This window comes from Duganella lactea (assembly GCF_009857505.1).
GTDB lineage: Bacteria > Pseudomonadota > Gammaproteobacteria > Burkholderiales > Burkholderiaceae_D > Rugamonas > Rugamonas lactea.
Map to the genome: position 1 here is coordinate 75923 of NZ_WWCP01000015.1, position 19306 is coordinate 95228.

Annotated in this window: 22 protein-coding genes; 5 read left to right on the forward strand and 17 right to left on the reverse strand. The window is 60.3% G+C overall.

Annotated features, from left to right (window positions below):
- Nucleotides 1-2: 2 nt before the first annotated feature.
- The 6 genes from cysW to GTP44_RS14010 form a co-directional block, all read right to left on the reverse strand.
- A complete protein-coding gene (gene cysW, locus GTP44_RS13985; RefSeq protein ID WP_161019916.1) occupies nt 3-899 on the reverse strand; it encodes a sulfate ABC transporter permease subunit CysW in 897 nt (298 codons plus the stop codon).
- Between the two features lies 1 nt (nt 900).
- Nucleotides 901-1776: a sulfate ABC transporter permease subunit CysT gene (gene cysT, locus GTP44_RS13990; RefSeq protein WP_161019917.1), complete on the reverse strand. Its 876-nt coding sequence runs from the start codon at nt 1774-1776 to the stop codon at nt 901-903.
- Between the two features lie 95 nt (nt 1777-1871).
- Complete coding sequence (locus tag GTP44_RS13995) at nt 1872-2648, reverse strand: sulfite exporter TauE/SafE family protein (RefSeq protein ID WP_161019918.1); 777 nt, start codon at nt 2646-2648, stop codon at nt 1872-1874.
- A gap of 72 nt (nt 2649-2720) precedes the next feature.
- Complete coding sequence (locus tag GTP44_RS14000) at nt 2721-3359, reverse strand: peroxiredoxin (protein WP_161019919.1); 639 nt, start codon at nt 3357-3359, stop codon at nt 2721-2723.
- A gap of 121 nt (nt 3360-3480) precedes the next feature.
- On the reverse strand, nt 3481-4485 hold the full coding sequence (locus GTP44_RS14005) for a sulfate ABC transporter substrate-binding protein (RefSeq protein ID WP_161019920.1): 1005 nt from the start codon (nt 4483-4485) through the stop codon (nt 3481-3483).
- 88 nt (nt 4486-4573) lie between these two features.
- Nucleotides 4574-4960 (reverse strand): diacylglycerol kinase, encoded by a 387-nt coding sequence (locus GTP44_RS14010; protein WP_202412811.1) that lies wholly within the window; start codon nt 4958-4960, stop codon nt 4574-4576.
- 104 nt (nt 4961-5064) lie between these two features.
- On the opposite strand from GTP44_RS14010, the gene GTP44_RS14015 reads away from it, so the two are divergent.
- A complete protein-coding gene (locus GTP44_RS14015) occupies nt 5065-5844 on the forward strand; it encodes an IclR family transcriptional regulator (protein ID WP_160990741.1) in 780 nt (259 codons plus the stop codon).
- Here GTP44_RS14015 and pbpG read toward each other — a convergent pair.
- The 3 genes from pbpG to GTP44_RS14030 all read right to left on the reverse strand — a co-directional run bounded on the left by pbpG (nt 5826) and on the right by GTP44_RS14030 (nt 8646).
- Nucleotides 5826-6899, reverse strand: a complete 1074-nt coding sequence (pbpG, locus tag GTP44_RS14020; RefSeq protein WP_160990742.1) for a D-alanyl-D-alanine endopeptidase — start codon at nt 6897-6899, stop codon at nt 5826-5828. The genes GTP44_RS14015 and pbpG overlap by 19 nt on opposite strands.
- A 129-nt stretch (nt 6900-7028) precedes the next feature.
- The gene (locus tag GTP44_RS14025) at nt 7029-7724 is read right to left on the reverse strand and encodes a nitroreductase (RefSeq protein ID WP_161019921.1); all 696 of its coding nucleotides are present in this window, start codon (nt 7722-7724) and stop codon (nt 7029-7031) included.
- Nucleotides 7725-7734: 10 nt separating this feature from the next.
- Nucleotides 7735-8646 (reverse strand): DMT family transporter, encoded by a 912-nt coding sequence (locus GTP44_RS14030; protein WP_160990744.1) that lies wholly within the window; start codon nt 8644-8646, stop codon nt 7735-7737.
- A gap of 342 nt (nt 8647-8988) precedes the next feature.
- Between GTP44_RS14030 and GTP44_RS14035 the strand changes: the two genes are divergently transcribed.
- Nucleotides 8989-9549: a phasin family protein gene (locus GTP44_RS14035; RefSeq protein ID WP_160990745.1), complete on the forward strand. Its 561-nt coding sequence runs from the start codon at nt 8989-8991 to the stop codon at nt 9547-9549.
- A gap of 282 nt (nt 9550-9831) precedes the next feature.
- On the opposite strand, the gene GTP44_RS14040 is transcribed toward GTP44_RS14035, so the two are convergent.
- The 6 genes from GTP44_RS14040 to GTP44_RS14065 all read right to left on the reverse strand — a co-directional run bounded on the left by GTP44_RS14040 (nt 9832) and on the right by GTP44_RS14065 (nt 15173).
- Entirely contained in the window at nt 9832-10554 is a 723-nt protein-coding gene (locus tag GTP44_RS14040; RefSeq protein ID WP_160990746.1) for an ABC transporter ATP-binding protein, read from the reverse strand.
- Nucleotides 10554-11324, reverse strand: coding sequence for an ABC transporter ATP-binding protein (locus GTP44_RS14045; protein ID WP_160990747.1), 771 nt, complete (start codon nt 11322-11324; stop codon nt 10554-10556). The genes GTP44_RS14040 and GTP44_RS14045 overlap by 1 nt, the downstream gene beginning before the upstream one ends.
- A 12-nt stretch (nt 11325-11336) precedes the next feature.
- Nucleotides 11337-12554: an ABC transporter permease subunit gene (locus tag GTP44_RS14050; RefSeq protein ID WP_160990748.1), complete on the reverse strand. Its 1218-nt coding sequence runs from the start codon at nt 12552-12554 to the stop codon at nt 11337-11339.
- 12 nt (nt 12555-12566) lie between these two features.
- A complete protein-coding gene (locus GTP44_RS14055) occupies nt 12567-13496 on the reverse strand; it encodes a branched-chain amino acid ABC transporter permease (protein ID WP_160990749.1) in 930 nt (309 codons plus the stop codon).
- Nucleotides 13497-13744: 248 nt separating this feature from the next.
- On the reverse strand, nt 13745-14713 hold the full coding sequence (gene ispH / locus GTP44_RS14060; protein WP_161019922.1) for a 4-hydroxy-3-methylbut-2-enyl diphosphate reductase: 969 nt from the start codon (nt 14711-14713) through the stop codon (nt 13745-13747).
- Between the two features lie 7 nt (nt 14714-14720).
- A complete protein-coding gene (locus GTP44_RS14065) occupies nt 14721-15173 on the reverse strand; it encodes an FKBP-type peptidyl-prolyl cis-trans isomerase (protein WP_160990751.1) in 453 nt (150 codons plus the stop codon).
- 112 nt (nt 15174-15285) lie between these two features.
- Here GTP44_RS14065 and radC point away from each other — a divergent pair, with 112 nt between their 5' ends.
- From radC to rpmG, 3 genes are all read left to right on the forward strand, one after another.
- Complete coding sequence (radC, locus tag GTP44_RS14070; protein WP_161019923.1) at nt 15286-15960, forward strand: RadC family protein; 675 nt, start codon at nt 15286-15288, stop codon at nt 15958-15960.
- Between the two features lie 161 nt (nt 15961-16121).
- Entirely contained in the window at nt 16122-16358 is a 237-nt protein-coding gene (gene rpmB, locus GTP44_RS14075; RefSeq protein ID WP_008451488.1) for a 50S ribosomal protein L28, read from the forward strand.
- 16 nt (nt 16359-16374) lie between these two features.
- Complete coding sequence (rpmG, locus tag GTP44_RS14080; protein WP_005665735.1) at nt 16375-16542, forward strand: 50S ribosomal protein L33; 168 nt, start codon at nt 16375-16377, stop codon at nt 16540-16542.
- A gap of 92 nt (nt 16543-16634) precedes the next feature.
- Here rpmG and GTP44_RS14085 read toward each other — a convergent pair whose 3' ends face one another.
- Together GTP44_RS14085 and GTP44_RS14090 are read right to left on the reverse strand one after the other, a co-directional pair.
- Nucleotides 16635-17831, reverse strand: a complete 1197-nt coding sequence (locus tag GTP44_RS14085; protein WP_161019924.1) for a DesA family fatty acid desaturase — start codon at nt 17829-17831, stop codon at nt 16635-16637.
- Between the two features lie 147 nt (nt 17832-17978).
- Nucleotides 17979-19298, reverse strand: coding sequence for a mechanosensitive ion channel family protein (locus tag GTP44_RS14090; RefSeq protein WP_161019925.1), 1320 nt, complete (start codon nt 19296-19298; stop codon nt 17979-17981).
- Nucleotides 19299-19306 lie beyond the last annotated feature (8 nt).

Below are 19306 nucleotides of genomic sequence, written 5' to 3' on the forward strand. Positions count from 1 at the left end.
CATTACTCCGAAGTGCGTGCGTCGTCGGCGGTGTTGTCGTTCAGGCGCCAGGCGATCATAGATTTCACCACCAGCGTCACCAGCGCCAGCAGCGCCAGCAGCGAGGCCACGGCGAAGGCGGCGGCGAAGTTGTATTCGTTGTACAGAATCTCCACTTGCAGCGGCATGGTGTTGGTCTCGCCACGGATGTGGCCGGACACCACCGACACCGCGCCGAACTCGCCCATGGCGCGGGCGTTACACAGGATCACGCCGTACAGCAGGCCCCATTTGATGTTCGGCAGCGTCACGCGGCGGAAGGTGTCCCAGCCCGACGCGCCCAGCACGATGGCGGCCTCCTCTTCCTCGCTGCCCTGCGCCTGCATCAGCGGGATCAGCTCGCGCGCCACGAACGGGAAGGTGACGAAGATGGTGGCCAGCACGATGCCCGGCACCGCGAACAGGATCTTGATGTCGTGCGCCATCAGCCAGGGGCCGAAGTAGCCTTGCGCGCCGAACAGCAGCACGTAGATCAGGCCGGAGATCACCGGCGACACCGAGAACGGCAGGTCGATCAGCGTCAGCAGAATGCTCTTGCCGCGAAACTCGAACTTGGCGATGCACCACGACGCCGCCACGCCGAACACCAGGTTCAGCGGCACGGCGATGGCGGCGGTGATCAGCGTCAGCTTGATGGCCGAGATCGCGTCTTCCTCAACGATGGCGCCGCTGTAAGCGTCCCAGCCTTTTTTCAGCGCCTCGAAGAACACCGACACCAGCGGCACGAACAGGAACAGCGTCAGGAACAGCAGCGCGATGGCGATCAGCGCGCGGCGCACCCAGCGCGGTTCCAGGATGTCCGCCGGCGACGGCAGTTCGCCGCGACGGACCGGGGTAACAGGAACAGGAGCTGCACTCATTTTATTTATCCGACTTTCCGCGAGCCCAGGCTTGCAACAGGTTGATGGCCAACAGCAGGATGAACGACACCACCAGCATCACCACCGCGATCGCGGTGGCGCCGGCGTAGTCGTACTGCTCCAGCTTGGTGATGATGAACAGCGGCGTGATTTCCGACACCATCGGCATATTGCCGGCGATGAAGATGACCGAGCCGTATTCGCCGGTGGCGCGCGCGAACGCCAGCGCGAAGCCGGTCATCAGCGATGGCAGGATGGTCGGGAACACCACGCGCGAGAAGGTCTGCCAGGCGTTGGCGCCCAGGCTCGCAGCGGCCTCTTCCAGTTCGCGCTCGGCGTCCTCCAGCACCGGCTGCACGGTGCGCACCACGAACGGCAGGCCAATGAAGGTCAGCGCGATGACCACGCCCAGCGGCGTGAACGCCACCTTGATGCCGAGGTAGCCTTCGATGAACTGGCCCAGCCAGCCGTTGGCCGAATACAGCGCGGTCAGCGTGATGCCGGCCACGGCGGTCGGCAGCGCGAACGGCAGGTCGACCAGCGCGTCGATGATGCGCTTGCCGGGAAATTCATAGCGCACCAGCACCCATGCGACGATGCCGCCGAAGATGACGTTGATGAAGGCGCCGATCAGCGAGGCGCCAAACGTCAGCTTGTACGAGGCCATCACGCGCGCCGAGGTCACGGTGGTCCAGAACGCGTCCCAGGTCAGGGTGAACGTTTTGAGAAACACCGCCGACAGCGGGATCAGCACGATCAGCGTCAGGTAGAAAACGGTGAAGCCCAGCGACAGCCGGAAGCCCGGCATGACGCGGAACGGCGCGCCCCGTTTGGCCGCCGGCGCGATGGCCGCGGAGGCGGCAACAACAGCAGACATATATGCTCCCTTATTACAAAACCTTCTATAAGGGCTGCATATTCTCATCTACGCTTCATAATCCAAACGAAGCATTTCTCATTTGATTAGATGTTTCAGCTATATAAGAGCTTGACCGCCACCGCCATCAGCGTGCAGGCGAGGATGCCGCGCAGCAAACGTTCGGGCACGGCGCGGGCGGCGTAGGCGCCGATGGTAATGCCGGGCACCGAGCCCACCAGCAGGGTCAGTAGCAGCGACCAGTCGATCGAGCCCAGCCACCAGTGGCCGGCGGCGGCGATCGCCGTCAGCGGCACGGCGTAGGCGATGTCGGTGCCGGCCACTTCGGCCGAGGTCAGGCGCGGATAGAGCATGACGATCAGGGTGGCGCCGATGGCGCCGGCGCCGATCGACGAAATCGTCACCAGCACGCCCAGCACGGCGCCGGAGACGATGGTGGCGTTGCGCAGCGCCGCGCCCTGCAACTGGCGCTCGGGATGGGCGTTGATCCAGACCAGCATCTTGCGCTTGAACAACAAGGCGACCACGGTCAGCATGACCGAGCAGGCAATCATGTAGCGGATGATCTGGCCCATTTCGTGGCTGAGGGTGCCGAAATGTTTGAGGCCGAGGCTGGCCAGCACGGCGGCCGGCAAGGCGCCCAGGCACAGGCGGCCGACGATCTCCCAGTGGACGGTGCCGCGCAGGCGATGGGTGAAGGTGCCGACGCCCTTGGTCAGCGAGGCGAACGCGAGGTCGGTGCCGACCGCCACGGCGGGCGTGACGCCGAACAGCAAGGTCAGGAGCGGCGTCATCAGTGAGCCGCCGCCGACGCCGGTCATACCGACCAGCAGGCCAACCGCGAAGCCCGATGCGACAAACTGCAAATCCATAGAATTTCCCCAAAGTAGAACCGAAGGTTACATACTATGGGGAAAGTTCCAAACAACGGAAAACTTATAAGCTTATTTGTTCGGCTGCGGCGTGACGCGCAGATACGGACGGGCGGCGGTATAGCCTTTCGGATATTTCTGCTTCAGCACTTCAGGGTCCTGCACGGTCAGGGGAATGATGACGTCGTCGCCGTCCTGCCAGTTGCCCGGCGTGGCCACGGTGTAGCCATCGGTCAGTTGCAGCGCGTCGATCACGCGCAGCACTTCGTCGAAGTTGCGACCGGTGCTCATCGGATAGGTGATGGTCAGGCGCACTTTTTTGTTCGGGTCGATGACGAACAGCGAACGCACGGTGGCGGTGGCCGACACTTCCGGGTGGATCATGTCGTACAGCGTCGACACCTTGCGATCCGCATCGGCGATGATCGGGAAGCCGACCACGGTGTTTTGCGTTGCCTCGATATCCTTGATCCAGTTCTGATGCGACTCGGCCGGATCGACCGACAGCGCGATGGCTTTCACATTGCGCTTGTCGAACTCCGGTTTCAGCTTGGCGGTCAGGCCCAGCTCGGTGGTGCACACCGGCGTGAAATCGGCCGGGTGGGAAAACAGCACCACCCAGGCGTTGCCAGCCCATTCGTGGAACTTCAGTGGGCCGATGGAAGAGTCTTGTTCAAAATCGGGCGCGGTATCGCCCAGACGGATGGTCATGGTTGGGTCTCCAGAGTAAAAAAGGTCACATTGACAACGCGCTATTGTGCGCCGGCTCCGTTGAAAAAGACAGGATTTCCAGTCAGTCCGGCCAATAAACCGACCGGACCGCGCATGGCGCTTATTTGTTCGGCTGGTAGATCTGGTCGAACAGGCCGCCGTCGGCGAAGTGCGCCTTCTGCGCCTTGCTCCAGTCGCCGGCCACCTGCGCGATGGTGAACAGCTTCACGTTCGGGAATTGCGACGCGTATTTCTTGGCCGCTTTCTCGGTGGCGGGACGGTAGTAGTTCTTGGCGATGATGTCCTGTGCTTCGTCGGTGTACAGGAAGTTCAGGTAAGCCTCGGCCACCTTGCGGGTGCCGCGCTTGTCGACCACCTTATCGACCACCGCCACCGGCGGCTCCGCCAGGATGGAGACCGACGGCGCGACGATGTCGAACTTGGATGGGCCGAGTTCCTTGACCGCCAGCAGCGCCTCGTTTTCCCAGGCAATCAGCACGTCGCCGATGCCGCGTTCCACGAAAGTGGTGGTGGCGCCGCGCGCGCCGGAATCGAGCACCGGCACGTTCTTGTACAGCTTGGTCAGATACTCCTTGGCGCTGGCTTCGCTGCCGCCCGGCTGGCGCAGCGCGTAGCCGTAGGCGGCCAGGTGGTTCCAGCGGGCGCCGCCGGAGGTTTTCGGATTCGGGGTAATCACCGACACGCCCGGCTTGATCAGGTCCGCCCAGTCCTTGATGCCTTTCGGGTTGCCCTTGCGGACCAGGAACACGATGGTCGAGGTGTACGGCGTGCTGTTGTGCGGCAGCTTCTTCTGCCACTCGGGCGACAGCAGCTTGTGCTCGGCGATGGCGTCGATGTCATAGGCCAGTGCCAGCGACACCACATCGGCTTCCAGGCCGTCGATCACGGCGCGGCCTTGCTTGCCCGAACCGCCGTGCGATTGCCGGATCTTGACGTTGTCGCCGGTCTTGGCTTTCCACTCCTTGGCGAATGCGGTGTTGACGTCCTGATACAGCTCGCGGGTGGGGTCGTACGACACGTTCAGCAGCGAGATGTCCGCGGCCAGCGCGGGCGCGATGGCGGTGATGGCGAGAACGGCGGCGGCAATGATTTTTTTGGACAGCATTGGATTCCCCTAGTAGTGAAGGTCTCCAGCGTAATGCCACCCTTTATAAATGAGAACTAAGCTTTTTTCAGTTCAATATACAAAAAAATCATATGAAGCGGTTGTACAGCACCACACCCCAGGTGGCGACGGCAAGCAGGCAGGTCAACAACACCGCCGCGCTACCGAAATCCTTGGCGTTTTTGGACAGCGGATGACGTTCCAGCGACACCCGGTCCACCACCGCCTCGATCGAAGAATTGATCAGCTCGACAATCAGGATCAGCACCAGCACCCCGATCAGCACCAGCTTTTCAAACGCCGACACCTTCAGCAGCAGCGCGATGACGGCGCCGGCCACGAACAGGCCAACCTCCTGGCGGAACGCGTGCTCGTTGCGCCAGGCGGCGCGAAAACCGTCGAGCGAGTACAGGAAAGCCGTGAAGATACGCTTGAGACCGCTCTTGGATTTGAATTCGCTGACAGGTTGTTCCATGGTGATTGTCGTAATCGTGAAGCGCATATTATGCATGCAATTCCGCTTTTTTCCACATTATGGTATAAATCAATTATTGAATTCCGCATTGCACCAACCACATCATGAAAATCGAAACCGTTCCCGAGCAAAAGACCACGATTCAGGTGATCGAGCGCATGGTGGCGCTGCTCGATGCCCTGGCCAAGTATCCCGACCCCGTCAGCCTCAAGGAATTATCCAGTGTCTCCGGGCTACACCCATCGACCGCGCATCGGATTCTGAACGACATGGTGGTCACCCGCTTTGTCGACCGGGTCGAGCCCGGCACTTACCGGCTGGGGATGCGGTTGCTGGAACTGGGCAATGTGGTCAAGAGCCGGCTGTCGGTACGCGAGGCGGCGCTGGACTTTATGCGTGCACTGCACAAAAAAACCCAGCAGACCATCAACCTGTCGGTGCGGCAAGGCGACGAGATCGTCTACATCGACCGCGCCTTCTCCGAGCGCTCCGGCATGCAGGTGGTGCGCGCCATCGGCGGACGCGGCCCGCTGCACCTGACCTCGACCGGCAAGCTGTTCCTGTCGGTGGACGAGCCGAAAGCCATCCGCGCCTACGCGACGCGCACCGGCCTGGCTGGGCACAACAAGAATTCGATTACCGATCTGGGCAAGCTGGAGCGGGAGCTGAATCTGGTGAAGTCCCGCGGCTACTCGCGCGACAATGAGGAACTGGAGCTGGGGGTACGCTGCATGGCCGCCGGCATCTACGACGACAGCGGCAAGCTGATCGCCGGTCTGTCGATCTCGGCGCCGGCCGACCGTCTGCAGGAGGACTGGCTGGAAGATCTGGTGCAGACCGCGCGCCAGATCTCCATCACGCTCGGTTACATGCCGGTGGAGTAGGCGCTGGTGGCGGGGTTGCCGCCCCCCACCAGATTGGCCGGGCGCAGCGCTTCCAGCCATTTGCGCATGCGGCCGGCGTCGGCGGTACGCGACTGCTTGCCCTTGGAATCGAGAAACACCATGATCACCGAGCGGCCTTCGATCACCGCCTGCATCAGCAGGCAGCGCCCGGCTTCATTGATGAAGCCGGTTTTCTGCAAGCCGATCGCCCAGTCCGGGCTGGCCACCAGATGGTTGGTGGTGCCGAACTGCATCGGACGACCGTTGTTGGTTTCGACGATGGCTTTCGGATCGGTGGAGAACTGGCGCAGCATCGGCTGCTGGTAGGCCGCCATCGCCAGCTTGGCCAGGTCGCGCGCGCTGGCCACATTCAGTTTCGACAGACCGTTGGAATCGACGTAATGGGTGTCGCTCATGCCCAGCTCGCGTGCCTTGGCGTTCATCGCCTCGACAAAGGCCGGCTTGCCGCCCGGGTAGTTGCGGCCCAGCGCCGAGGCGGCGCGGTTTTCCGAACTCATCAGCGCGATGTGCAGCATGCTGGCGCGCGTCATCTGCGTGCCGACCTTCAGGCGCGAGCTGCTGAATTTTTCGCGGTCCACGTCCTCATCGGTGACGGTGAGGATTTCGTCCATGTCCTGCCTGGCTTCCACCACGACCAGGCCGGTCATCATTTTGGTGATGGAGGCGATCGGCAGGGCGACGTTGGAATTCTTCTCGAACAGCACTTCCGAATTGGCCTGATCCAGCACCAGCGCCACATTGGAGGCCAGCGACAGCGGATCATTGGTTTTGTTCAGGCCGGCGAGATCGCCCATGGTCGGCACGGCGGGCGCCGCCGCCAGCACGCGCTGGTACACCACCTTGCGCTTGCCATTGACCTTCACCGTGCGCTTGACCACGCGGTCGCTGGCGACCGGCGCGGCCAGACGCAGCGTCTGGCGTTTTTTCTTGACGACTTGTTTTTTGGGCGCGGCGCCGCTGTCGGTTGCTGGCGCCGCGATGGCGGCGGAGGCAAACATCAGCGAAATCAGCGCGCTTAATGCGATTTTAACCATTCGTATCCCCAAAAAAGAAATCAAGCAAACCGGTTGCAGTGTAGCAAATCACTGAGCCAGCGCAAGAAAATTTAACACTCATTGCATCAATGGTTGCGTCCACGCAATACAGCAAAAGACAAGCTAGTCTTATTCGACAAATTTAACAAATTCCTGGGGCGCCATGCGCTCCGTGCTGAGAGAGTTTTCGATTTTGCTCAAATCCGCAACACCCAGCGCCATGCCGCACACCACGGTTTCGCCCTCGGGCAGCGCCAGTTGCTCGGCGATGATGCGGTGATACTGCGTAAAAGCCGCTTGCGGACAAGTGTCCAGGCCGCGTGCGCGCGCCGCCACCATAATGCTCTGCAAGAACATCCCATAGTCCAGCCACGAACCCTGCGCCATGACGCGGTCGATGGTGAAAATCAGGCCGACCGGCGCGCCGAAGAACGCATAGTTCTTGCCGTGCTGCGCGGCCATGCCGGCCTTATCCTCGCGCGTCAAACCCAACAACGCGTACAGATCCCAGCCAACCTTGCGGCGACGGTCGACATACGGCGCGACCCAGGCCAACGGATAGTAGGCGTACTCTTCCTTGTGCAGCGCGGCCTGCGCCGGATCGTTATGCGCGGCCAGAATCGCTGCGGACAATTGCTGCTTGCGCTCGCCTTGCAGCACATAGACCTTCCATGGCTGCGTGTTGCTGCCGGACGGCGCCCTGCCCGCCACCCGCAGAATCTGTTCGATATCCTCACGCGCCACCGGCGTCGGCAAATACGCGCGGATGGAGCGGCGCGAAGTGATGGCGGCGTCAACGGCTTGCTGCTCTACGGAAGAGATCATGCGTTCTTGCTCACTTTGGTTTCTTGACCACGAATACCACCCCGGTTACCGCCAGCAACATGCCAGCCATGCCGAGGGCGTTAAAAGCCTCGCCAAACATCAGCCAAGCCATGATAGCGGTAGTCGGCGGCGTCAGATACAGCAAACTGGTGACCTGCGTGGCGTCATTTCTGCGGATCAGCGCGAACAACAGGAAAATCGCGCAAATCGACACGCCGAAAATCGCCCACAACATGGCGCCGATAAAGCGCGGCGTCCACTGCACCGCAGCAAAATCCGGGCCAAGGTTTTCGAAGATGATTGCCAGCGGCAAGACCAGAATGGCCGAGGCGGCAAACTGGATCACCGTGCCCACGCGCAGATCGAAGCGCGGGCAATGATGCTTCTGATACAGCGTGCCGCAGGTGATGCTGACCAGCGCCAGCACGCACAGCAGAATCGCCGACAGCGACAGGCCGACCAATTGAATCTTGGCCGCCACCACCAGCGCCACGCCGCCGATGCCGAAGATCAGGCCCAGCCATTGGCGCGGCAGGACTTTTTCACCGATCAAGGGCGCGGCGAACGCCGTCAGAATCGGCTGCATGCCCACGATTAGTGCGGACAAGCCCGCCGGCATGCCCTGTTTGATGGCACACCACACGCCGATCAGGTAGCCGGCCTGCACCAGCAAGCCGGCGACGGCGATATGGCCGATCTGGTTTTTCTCCGGCCAGGGCGCCCGCAGAAGCAGCACCAGCGGCACCAGCACCGCCAGCACACCGATAAAGCGCAGCAGGATGAAGGTCAGCGGTGGCGCATACGGCAGTCCGAACTTCGCCACGATGAAGCCGCTGCTCCATAACAGCACGAAAAACATCGGAATCGGCGACAAAAAGCTGGCGTGACGCGGCGCGGAAACGGCGTTGGGGGTGTTGGGCATCGGACTGACTAGTGAACTGAAAGAGAATGGGCGCCGGATTCGGGGCCAAAACAGCGGTCTTGAGTCTAACACGTCAGACAACTTGTCATCGGCAGACGGTGGTTTTTTCTTTTAACGACGGGGGAAGTTGCAGTAGGGAATTAGCTAGCATAACTACATCATCGTTCTTTGATGCAACGCACAAAAAATCGCTTGACTTAATTTCTGAGGGGCTTAAAATTGACTCTGTTGCGTTGCACAATTTGTTGTTCGGTTTGAAACGTCGTTGTTTGTTTCTCACCGACGGTAGAGACACAAGCAGTATTCAGTATTCACTCAACGAACTATTTTCTGGAGAAATAAATGTTTTCGATTCCTGAGCAATTTTCCAATGCGACCAAAGCTAACTTTGAAGCCCAGTTCGCGATCTTCTCGACCCTGACCAATAAAGCCTTCGAAGGCGTGGAGAAATTCGTCGACCTGAACCTGACGGCCGCCAAGGCATCGCTGGAAGAAACTTCGGCCGCCACCAAACAATTGCTGTCGGCAAAAGATCCTCAAGAATTCTTCTCGCTGGCTGCGGCTCAGGCTCAACCGAACGCAGAAAAAACCATCGCCTACGGTCGTCATCTGGCCACTATCGCCACCAGCACCGGTGCCGAATTCAGCAAAGCCGCTGAAACCCAGATCGCCGAAACCAACCGCAAAGTTATTTCGCTGGTCGATGAAGTGAGCAAAAACGCCCCAGCCGGTTCGGAAAATGCGGTCGCCCTGTTCAAATCGGCGATTGGCAATGCGAATGCCGGCTACGAGCAATTCACCAAAACCGCCAAGCAAGCTGTTGAATCGTTCGAAACCAACGTCAGCTCCGCGGTAAATCAATTCAGCGCTGCCGCCGCAAAAGCCGCACCAGCAAAAAAATAAACAAGGATATTCGGCACGGTAGGGTGCCGATTCAATGTTGATAAGAGCCTCGGTAAATCCGAGGCTTTTTTATTCCCAATGCCAACGTCTAAAAACCCGGTGTCAGGTCTGACATTCGCACACGGTCTCAACTGCGTAGCAGTTGAGACCGTGTGCGAATGTCAGACCTGACACCGGGTTTACACACTAGAAAACAGCGCGAATATGCCAATTTATGGCACGACTGGCACATTAAAATAGCCGCGCAGCTTGCGCTGGCGGCTTGGTGTGAGGCATCGAGGTTTATTCGCCCAGGTAGGCGGCTTTGACGCGGGGATCGTCCAGCATGGCGCTGGCGGCGCCGGTCATGGTGATGCTGCCGGAGTCCATGACGTAACCGCGGTGCGCGGCTTGCAGCGCCAATTTCGCATTCTGCTCCACCAGCAGGATCGTAATCCCTTCTTTTGAAACGTTGCGAATGACTTCGAAAATCTTGTCCACCATAATCGGCGATAAACCCATCGATGGTTCATCCAGCAATAATAACTTTGGATGCGACATTAATGCGCGTGCCATTGCCAGCATTTGTTGTTCACCACCGGATAAAGTTCCCGCCAATTGCTGGGCACGCTCTTTTAAACGGGGAAATACGTCAAACCATTTTGCAATATCCGACTCAATACCGGCTTTATCATTGCGCGTATAAGCCCCCATCATCAGATTTTCAACAATCGACATCCGGGTAAATACGCCACGGCCTTCCGGCACCATCGCCAGTTTCTTTTCAACCAGATGAAAGGATTTACTACCTTTCAGCGATTCACCTTGATAAGTAATCGTGCCTTCGACTTTGCACGGCGGTAGCGTGCCGGTAATGGCTTTCAGCGTCGTGGTTTTGCCGGCGCCATTGGCGCCGATTAACGCGATTAATTCGCCTTGATTTACTTCGAGGTCGATACCCTTGACGGCTTTAATGCCGCCGTATGCGACTTTCAGTCCCGATACTTTTAGAACGCTGTCGCTCATTAGTGCGATCCTCCCAGGTAGGCGTCAATCACCGCCTGATTACTTTGTATCTCCGCCGGCAGACCTTCGGCAATCGGCTTGCCGTATTCCAGCACCATCAGCCGGTCGCACAAGCTCATCATCATCTTGACATCGTGTTCAATTAACAACACCGTCTTACCCTGTTCTTTGATCTTGATCAACAGTTCGCGCAGCGCCAGTTTTTCGGTGGCGTTCATGCCGGCCGCCGGTTCGTCCAGCGCCAGCAGTTGCGGATCGGTCGCCAGCGCGCGGGCGATTTCCAGACGGCGCTGGTCGCCGTAGGACAGGAATTTGGACGTGCGGCTGGCGAACTGGCCAATGCCAACGAAGTCGAGCAGCTCCTGCGCGCGCTGGCGAATGGCCGCCTCTTCTTCGCGCGCCGCCTTGTGACGGAAGATGGCGCCAAACACGCCCTGCTTCGAGCGCACGTGGCGGCCCACCATGACGTTTTCCAGCGCCGTCATCTCGCCGAACAGGCGGATGTTCTGGAACGTCCGGGCGATGCCCGCCTTGGCCACCTCATGCGGCGCCGACGGCGAGTACGGCTTGCCGGCCAGCTCGAAGGTGCCGGTATCCGGCTGGTACAGTCCGGTGATCACATTGAAGAACGTCGTTTTACCGGCGCCATTGGGGCCGATCAGGCCGTAAATCTGGCCTTGCATGATTTTGATGCCAACATCGGTCAGCGCCTGCAAGCCGCCGAAACGCTTGTTGACGCCGGCGATCTGGAGAATTACCTGTTCAGTCATAGTGCCTTTTCCTCACGCCGCCATCACGCCAGTCGATTGATTCTTGCCGTCGGAATCGCCATCCGGACGATCCTCATGCTTGGGCGCGGGCCACAAACCGGCTGGACGGTTCAGCATGATCAGCACCATGGCCAGGCCGTACAGCAACTGGCGCAACACTTCCGCCTCGATCAGCACGTGGCCGAACAGCTTTTCCTGCAACGGCTCCACCACGTGCCGCAGCACCTCGGGCAAGGCCGCCAGCAGCGCGCCGCCCATGATGACGCCGGGAATGTGGCCTATGCCGCCCAGCACCACCATCGCCAGCACCGCGATCGACTCGGTCAGCGAGAACGACTCTGGCGACACAAAGCCCTGGAACGAGCCGAACATGGCGCCGGCCACGCCGCCGAACGAGGCGCCCATCGAGAACGCCAGCAGCTTGACGTTGCGGGTGTTGATGCCCATCGCCTTGGCGGCGATCTCATCTTCGCGGATCGCCACCCAGGCACGGCCCAGGCGCGAGTGTTGCAGGCGCGAGGTGACAAACACCACCGCCACGCACAGCAGCAAGAACAGGAAGTAGTAGGCGTTGACCGAGGGCATGCCGTAGCCGCCGATAAACACGGTGGCGCGCGAACCGGCCTCCCCCGACAGATTGACGCCGAACACACGGATCGGGTCGATCATATTGATGCCCTGCGGACCGTTGGTGAAGTTGATCGGCTCGTTCAGGTTGTTCATGAAGATACGGATGATCTCGCCGAAGCCCAGCGTCACGATCGCCAGATAGTCGCCGCGCAGCTTCAGCGTCGGCGCGCCGAGCACCGCGCCACACAGCGCGGCCACGGCCGCCGCCAGCGGCACGATCACCCACACCGACAGGTGAATGCCGTTCTGCTGGATCTCCGGTCCCAGCAAGGCAACCAGCGTCTCGCCCAGCGCCGGATACTGGTAAATGACCGATTCCAGCAACGCGGCGAACTGCGGCGACGCCAGCAACCCGGCCAGGTAGGCGCCCACCGCGTAAAACGCGATATAACCGAGGTCCAATAGGCCGGCGAAGCCGACCACAATGTTCAGGCCCAGCGCCAGCATGATGTACAGCAGCGCCATGTCGGCGATGCGCACCCACGAGTTGCCGTAGTTCTGCGCAAAGAACGGGAAGGCCAGCAACAGCACCGTCAGCAGAGCCATGCTGACGTAGGCCTGGCGCGGATGGCGCTTGAAATCGAAACTCATCAAAGTCATGGTCGCCGCTCCTTACGCCCGGTCCGCCACGCGCTCGCCCATGATGCCGGACGGACGCACCGTCAGCACCAGGATCAGCACCACAAACGCGAAGATGTCCTGGTAGTGGCTGCCGAGGAAGCCGCCGGTCAGGTCGCCGATGTAGCCGGCGCCGAGGCTCTCAATAATGCCCAGCGCGATGCCGCCGATCATGGCGCCATAAATATTGCCGATGCCGCCCAGCACCGCTGCGCAGAACGCTTTCAGTCCGGGCAGGAAGCCCATCGAGAACTGGATCGACGCGTAGTTGGCGCCCCACATCACACCGGCCACCGCCGCCAGCGCCGCGCCCAGCGCGAAGGTGGCGATGATGACCTTGTTCGAGTCCACGCCCATCAGGCCGGCGACGCGCGGATTTTCCGCCGTCGCGCGCATGGCGCGGCCCATCTTGGTTTTTTCCACCAGTAGCACCAGGCCGGCCATCGACACCAGCGCCAGCGCCAGCAGCAGGATCTGCGTCGGCGTGATGACCGCGCCGCCGATCAGGATCGGATCGGTCGGCAGCATCTGCGGGAACGGCAGCGGGTTGCGGCCCCAGATCATCATCGCGAAGGTGTTCAGCAGGGTCGAGACGCCGATCGCGGTGATCAGCGGCGCCAGCCGCGGCGCATTGCGCAGGCGGCGATACGCCACGCGTTCAATGATGATGTTGACGATCATGCACACCGGAATCGCGCCACCGATAGCGATCGCCAGCTTGATCGGGCCGGCCAGTTCGGGAAAATGGGTGTTGAGAATGTTCAGAATGGTCAGCCCGGTCATGGCGCCGATCATCAGCACGTCGCCGTGGGCGAAGTTGATCAGGTTGAGAACGCCGTACACCATGGTGTAGCCCAGCGCGACCAGGGCGTACATGCTGCCCAGCACCAGTCCGTTTATGATTTGTTGGATAAAAGTATCCATGCTTTGCCTTTACTTTGTTATGCGTGGTCATGTAACAAAAACGGCACCCGGGTGTCCCCGTAGTGCCGCCGTTGACTACACAATCGCGATGCAAGTTTCATGCCTGATCGGTGCTTCCATCATTCCGGCTCATGTGAGCCGAAACGACAACCTTTAGAACGAGGCAAATAATAACGAACATCCCGAAAAACTAATGCCGGAATAACGCTCACGACGCTGAATTATATTCCGCGCCCAAGGCAAATAGCTTAGATCGCGCCCCCGTTTGGTGCGGAATTTTTCGGTCCGCCGTCCAGCCCTTTCGGCAGCGGGAACGTGACATGCTCCTCCACGCCGTCCAGCGGCCGCACGCTGCGCACGCCCAGTTCCTTGAGGCGGTCGATAACGGCCTGTACCAGCACTTCCGGCGCCGACGCGCCGGCGGTGACGCCGACGCGCAGCTTGCCCTCCAGCCATTCCGGCTGGATCTGCGTGGCGTTGTCGACCATGAAGGCCGGCGTGCCCTTCTTCTCCGCCACTTCGCGCAGGCGGTTGGAGTTGGAGCTGTTCGGACTGCCGACCACGATCACCACCTCCACTTGCGGCGCCATGAACTTCACAGCTTCCTGGCGGTTGGTGGTGGCGTAGCAGATATCGCCCTTCTTCGGTTCGATGATGGCCGGATACCTGGCCTTCAGCGCGGCGATGATGTCGGCGGTGTCATCGACCGACAGCGTGGTCTGCGACACATAGGCCAACTGATCCGGCTTGGTGACCTGCAGCGTGGCCACGTCCTCCACGGTTTCCACCAGATACATGCCTTCGTCGGTCTGGCCCATGGTGCCTTCAACTTCCGGATGGCCGTCGTGGCCGATCATGACGATCTCGCAGCCCTGCTTGCGCATCTTGGCCACTTCCACGTGCACCTTGGTGACCAGCGGACAGGTGGCGTCGAAGATGCTGAAGCCACGCGCGTCGGCTTCGGCGCGCACCGCCTTGGACACGCCGTGCGCCGAAAACACCAGCGTATTGCCCGGCGGGACTTCGCTCAACTCTTCGATAAAGATCGCGCCCTTGGCGCGCAGGTCCGCCACCACATAGGCGTTGTGGACGATTTCGTGACGCACATAAATCGGCGCGCCAAACTGCTGCAACGCGCGCTCGACGATTTCAATGGCGCGGTCAACGCCGGCGCAAAAGCCGCGCGGCTGGGCCAACAGAAGTTCTTTATCGCTCATGCCATCCTCACAGCACCGAAATCAGTTGAACCTCGAACTTCAACGGCTGCCCGGCCAGCGGGTGGTTGAAGTCGAACAGGCAGGTTTCATCGCCCAGCTCGCGCAGGATGCCGGCGAAGCGGCCACCACCCGGCGCGGCGAAATCCACCAGGTCGCCGATCTTGTAGTCGGCGTCCGGCGCCGAGTTCTGATCCAGCGTCGCGCGGCTGACTTCGCGGATCAGCTCGGGATTGCGCGGGCCGAAGCCGACGCCCGGTTCCAGGTCAAAGGTCTGGTGCGTGCCTTCCGGCAGGCCGATCAGCAATTCCTCCAGCACCGGCGCCAACTGGCCCTGGCCCATCAGCAGCGTGGCGGGAGTGGCGCCAAAGGTGGTGACAATATCGTTGCCATCCAGCGAGGCCAGACGGTAATTCAGGGTGAGATACGACGACGCGGTGACAACAGGTTGCTCGTTGGACATGACTTAAGCTTTGTTAGACAGAGAAAGGCCATATTGTAAGCCACCTTTGATGCTGCTCGCCTTCTGCGGCCACCGCTCATGCAAAGTAATGACTGATTTCGGGAGGTCCAACATGGCGATCGTCGACTGGCCGCAAGAAAAACGCCCGCGCGAGCGGCTGATACGCGAAGGCGCGCAGGCGCTGTCCGATGCCGAACTGCTGGCGATCTTCCTGCGCGTCGGCGTGGCCGGCAAGGACGCGGTCCAGCTGGGACAGCAGATGATGCGCCATTTTGGCTCGCTGCAGCGACTATTCGGCGCCACGCTGCCCGAGTTCGCCGCGCTGCACGGGCTGGGCCCAGCCAAGTTCGCGCAATTGCAGGCGGTGATGGAGCTGGCGCGGCGGGCGATTCTGGAAGAAATCAGCGCCGGCGCCACGCTCGGCTCGCCGCCCGCGGTCAAGGAGTACCTGCGCACCACCTTTGCCGGCAAGCCCTTCGAATCGTTCCATGTGCTGTTTCTGGACGTGAAGAACCGCCTGATCGATGCCAAGGAAATGTTCCGCGGCACGCTGACGCACACGGCCGTGTATCCGCGCGAGGTGGTCAAAGAAGCGCTGGCGCGCAACGCCGCCAGCGTCATGCTGGCCCACAACCACCCGTGCGGCACGCCCGATCCCAGCGAGTCCGACCTGCTGCTGACGCGCGCGCTGATGCAGGCGCTGGCGCTGGTCGATATCCGCATCCTCGACCACTTTGTGGTCGCCGGACATCAGGTGCACTCGTTTGCCGAGCACGGCCAGCTCTAGGTTTACCCCTATGCGCTCAAGGGTTTACGAGCGAATCCATAATTGTTAAATTTTTCCACGCACCTAAGACACCATTGTTTTTCGTAAGTGATTGAAAAAGCTGATTTTTTTCGATATACTCTTGTTTTTCCAATTTTGGAATGTCTTTTAAGGAGTGCGTTATGGCACGTGTTTGCCAAGTTACTGGGAAGAAGCCGATGGTCGGCAACAATGTTTCCCACGCAAACAACAAAACCAAACGTCGTTTCCTGCCTAACCTGCAGAACCGTCGTATTTTTGTTGAATCTGAAAACCGCTGGGTCTCCCTGCGTCTGTCCAACGCTGGTCTGCGCGTAATCGACAAGGTCGGCATCGATGCCGTTCTGGCCGACATGCGCGCCCGTGGCGAAAAAGTCTAATTAGGGAGCTATCACCATGGCAAAAACTGGCCGCGACAAAATCAAGCTGGAATCGACCGCAGGTACGGGTCACTTCTACACCACCACCAAAAACAAGCGCACGATGCCTGCTAAAATGGAGATCACCAAGTTTGATCCTAAAGCACGCAAGCACGTGATCTACAAAGAAACCAAGATCAAGTAATCGATCTTCGCTTCTCATGAAAAAAGCCACTCGTCGAGTGGCTTTTTTTTATGCGTCGTTCCCGCGCAGGCGGGAACCCATACTGATACTGATCAGGCGTAGCTGCGCAGACGCAGCGAGAAGTCTTGCAGCGACTTGATGCCCGACGCTTCCGCGCGGTCGCACCAGTCCTGCAGCTTGTGCAGCAGCTGGTCGCGGGTGAAGTGCGAACGCTCCCAGATCACGCCCAGTTCCACGCGCATATTGTGCATGGTTTCCAGCGCCTTGCTGTGCTGGAACAGCTCCGACAGCTGTTGCTGTTGCGGCGCCTCCAGCTTGCCCGGCTCGCGCTGCAGCAGCTTGCGCGACGATTTCAGAAAACGCGCTTCCAGTTGGGCCTTCTCTTTCAGGTGCTCCAGCTCTTCCTTCCAGGCGCTCTTGACCGACTTGGCGTACTTGGCCATCACGTCATAGCGGTTGGCGATCACCGATTGCAGCGTTTCAAAGTCAGCCTCGGCTTTGCCTTTGGCGAACTTCGGCGCCGGCGCGCGTTTTTTCACTTTCGCCAGGCCGACGATTTCCAGCGCGCGGATGTAGCCCCAGCCGATGTCGAACTCATACCATTTCGACGACAGCTTGGCCGAGGTCGCAAACGTGTGGTGGTTGTTGTGCAACTCCTCGCCGCCGATCAACAGGCCGAACGGGATGATGTTGGTGGCCGCATCCGAGCAGTCGTAGTTGCGATAACCCCAGTAGTGGCCGATACCGTTGATGATGCCGGCAGCGGTGATCGGTATCCACAGCATCTGCACCGCCCACACGGTAATGCCGATCACGCCGAACAGCGCCACATTAATCACCAGCAGCGACGCCACGCCCCACGCGCTACGACGGGTGTACACGTTGCGCTCGATCCAGTCATCTGGCGTGCCATGGCCGTATTTCTCCATGGTTTCTTTGTTCTTGGACTCGGCGCGATACAGCTCGGCGCCTTCCCAGAAGACTTTCTTGATGCCGCGGGTAACCGGGCTGTGCGGGTCTTCCTCGGTGTCGCACTTGGCGTGGTGCTTGCGGTGGATCGACGCCCACTCCTTGGTCACCTGACCGGTGGTCAGCCACAGCCAGAAACGGAAGAAGTGACTGATGATCGGATGCAGGTCCAGCGCGCGGTGCGCCTGGCAGCGGTGCAGGTAAATCGTCACCGCGGCGATGGTGATGTGCGTCACCGCCAGCGTGTAGAAGAAAACTTCCCAGCCCGAAAAACGGGTAATACCGTTCGCCAGGAAATCCAATACTGCGTATAAATCCATTACCACTCCAACCAAGATTGTGTTTTTGACAGGCGAACGCCGCCCGCCATGCCCGAGTTTTAGCCGATATTGTACGATGATTTAGCGCCGCGCTGACGAAGCTTTTCCCGCATGCCTTGACTACTCCTTAGGCACGGTCGTGCTTTCCTACTCCGCCAGCGCGGCCGGTACCGAGCCCAGAATGCGCATTTCCCGCTGCGGGAAGGGCACAGAAATGTGGTGCTCCTTGAGCGCGCGCCAGATCGCGCGGTTGACGTCGGACGTCACCCCGCCGCGGCCGTTTTCCGGATCATTGATCCAGAAGCTGACCGACAGCTCCAGCCCGTCCGCGCCGAAGGTGGTCAGGTTGACCGATGGCGGCTTGTCTTTCAGCACCCGCGACACGGTCAGCGTCGCCTCGGTCAGCAACTCGATGACGAAGTCGACATCGGTGTCGTACGCCACCGACACTTTGGTCGAAATATTCACCAGGCTGTTCGACAGCGACGAGTTCTGCACCGCGCCCGACACCAGCATCTCGTTCGGCACAATGGACTCCATGCCGTCCAGGCTTTGCAGCACTGTGTAGCGGGTATTGATCTGCGTGACCTTGCCGCTGTATTTATCGACCGTGATCATGTCGCCGATGGTCAGCGAACGATCAAGCAGAATCACGAAGCCCGACACATAGTTGCTGGCGATCTTTTGCAAGCCCAGGCCGAGACCCACGCCGAGCGCGCCGCCAAACACCGACAACACGGTCAGGTCGATGCCCACCAGTGACAGGCTCATCAGCACCGCCACCAGGATCAGCAGCGCGCGCGCCGTGCGCGACACCACCACCCGCAGGTTGGTGTGCATGCCCTGCACTTTCATCAGCGATTCTTCCAGCGCCGCGCCGGCCCACAGCGCCAGCATCAGCAGCACGATCACCGACAGCGTCGCCTGCAGGATGTCGGCCACCGACACCTTGTACTTGCCAATCGGCAGCACGGTGTTGTCCATGAAATCAAACACGTCGATCCACAAGCCGGTCACGTACAGCACGAACGACAGCCACACCAGCAGCTGGAACACTTTCTCGAAGGCCAGCATGGTCGCGCTGATGGTGCGGCCATTGCGCGCAAACACGCGGCGCAGCAGGTAGAAGGTGAAGCGGATCACCGCCAGCGAGCCGAAGATCGGAATCGCCACCAGCACCAGGTTGACGTGAAGGTGGTACTTCGTCAGCAGCATGCGCGACAGGAACAGCAGGCCCACCACCGCCAGCGGCGCCATCACGCGGCCGAAACTTTCCACGCCAAAGCCCAGCATGCCCGTCTGCGCCTCCTGACGCCGGCCGAAGCGTTTCTTCAGCAAGCGGGCGAGGCCGAAGCCGATCACCACCGACAATAGCATGGCCCCCAGTTGCCACATCAGGCTGACGTCGTGGATATCGCCTTCGAGCAGATCGTCGATCAGGTTAAGCAGGGGCTGTTGTCGGGACATGGGCTTTC

Excerpts from the sequence above, each read along its gene's own strand:
- cysW (WP_161019916.1), bottom strand. The coding sequence starts at position 899 with ATGAGTGCAGCTCCTGTTCCTGTTACCCCGGTCCGTCGCGGCGAACTG.
- cysT (WP_161019917.1), bottom strand. The coding sequence starts at position 1,776 with ATGTCTGCTGTTGTTGCCGCCTCCGCGGCCATCGCGCCGGCGGCCAAA.
- GTP44_RS13995 (WP_161019918.1), bottom strand. The coding sequence starts at position 2,648 with ATGGATTTGCAGTTTGTCGCATCGGGCTTCGCGGTTGGCCTGCTGGTC.
- GTP44_RS14000 (WP_161019919.1), bottom strand. The coding sequence starts at position 3,359 with ATGACCATCCGTCTGGGCGATACCGCGCCCGATTTTGAACAAGACTCT.
- GTP44_RS14005 (WP_161019920.1), bottom strand. The coding sequence starts at position 4,485 with ATGCTGTCCAAAAAAATCATTGCCGCCGCCGTTCTCGCCATCACCGCC.
- GTP44_RS14010 (WP_202412811.1), bottom strand. The coding sequence starts at position 4,960 with ATGGAACAACCTGTCAGCGAATTCAAATCCAAGAGCGGTCTCAAGCGT.
- GTP44_RS14015 (WP_160990741.1), top strand. The coding sequence starts at position 5,065 with ATGAAAATCGAAACCGTTCCCGAGCAAAAGACCACGATTCAGGTGATC.
- pbpG (WP_160990742.1), bottom strand. The coding sequence starts at position 6,899 with ATGGTTAAAATCGCATTAAGCGCGCTGATTTCGCTGATGTTTGCCTCC.
- GTP44_RS14025 (WP_161019921.1), bottom strand. The coding sequence starts at position 7,724 with ATGATCTCTTCCGTAGAGCAGCAAGCCGTTGACGCCGCCATCACTTCG.
- GTP44_RS14030 (WP_160990744.1), bottom strand. The coding sequence starts at position 8,646 with ATGCCCAACACCCCCAACGCCGTTTCCGCGCCGCGTCACGCCAGCTTT.
- GTP44_RS14035 (WP_160990745.1), top strand. The coding sequence starts at position 8,989 with ATGTTTTCGATTCCTGAGCAATTTTCCAATGCGACCAAAGCTAACTTT.
- GTP44_RS14040 (WP_160990746.1), bottom strand. The coding sequence starts at position 10,554 with ATGAGCGACAGCGTTCTAAAAGTATCGGGACTGAAAGTCGCATACGGC.
- GTP44_RS14045 (WP_160990747.1), bottom strand. The coding sequence starts at position 11,324 with ATGACTGAACAGGTAATTCTCCAGATCGCCGGCGTCAACAAGCGTTTC.
- GTP44_RS14050 (WP_160990748.1), bottom strand. The coding sequence starts at position 12,554 with ATGACTTTGATGAGTTTCGATTTCAAGCGCCATCCGCGCCAGGCCTAC.
- GTP44_RS14055 (WP_160990749.1), bottom strand. The coding sequence starts at position 13,496 with ATGGATACTTTTATCCAACAAATCATAAACGGACTGGTGCTGGGCAGC.
- ispH (WP_161019922.1), bottom strand. The coding sequence starts at position 14,713 with ATGAGCGATAAAGAACTTCTGTTGGCCCAGCCGCGCGGCTTTTGCGCC.
- GTP44_RS14065 (WP_160990751.1), bottom strand. The coding sequence starts at position 15,173 with ATGTCCAACGAGCAACCTGTTGTCACCGCGTCGTCGTATCTCACCCTG.
- radC (WP_161019923.1), top strand. The coding sequence starts at position 15,286 with ATGGCGATCGTCGACTGGCCGCAAGAAAAACGCCCGCGCGAGCGGCTG.
- rpmB (WP_008451488.1), top strand. The coding sequence starts at position 16,122 with ATGGCACGTGTTTGCCAAGTTACTGGGAAGAAGCCGATGGTCGGCAAC.
- rpmG (WP_005665735.1), top strand. The coding sequence starts at position 16,375 with ATGGCAAAAACTGGCCGCGACAAAATCAAGCTGGAATCGACCGCAGGT.
- GTP44_RS14085 (WP_161019924.1), bottom strand. The coding sequence starts at position 17,831 with ATGGATTTATACGCAGTATTGGATTTCCTGGCGAACGGTATTACCCGT.
- GTP44_RS14090 (WP_161019925.1), bottom strand. The coding sequence starts at position 19,298 with ATGTCCCGACAACAGCCCCTGCTTAACCTGATCGACGATCTGCTCGAA.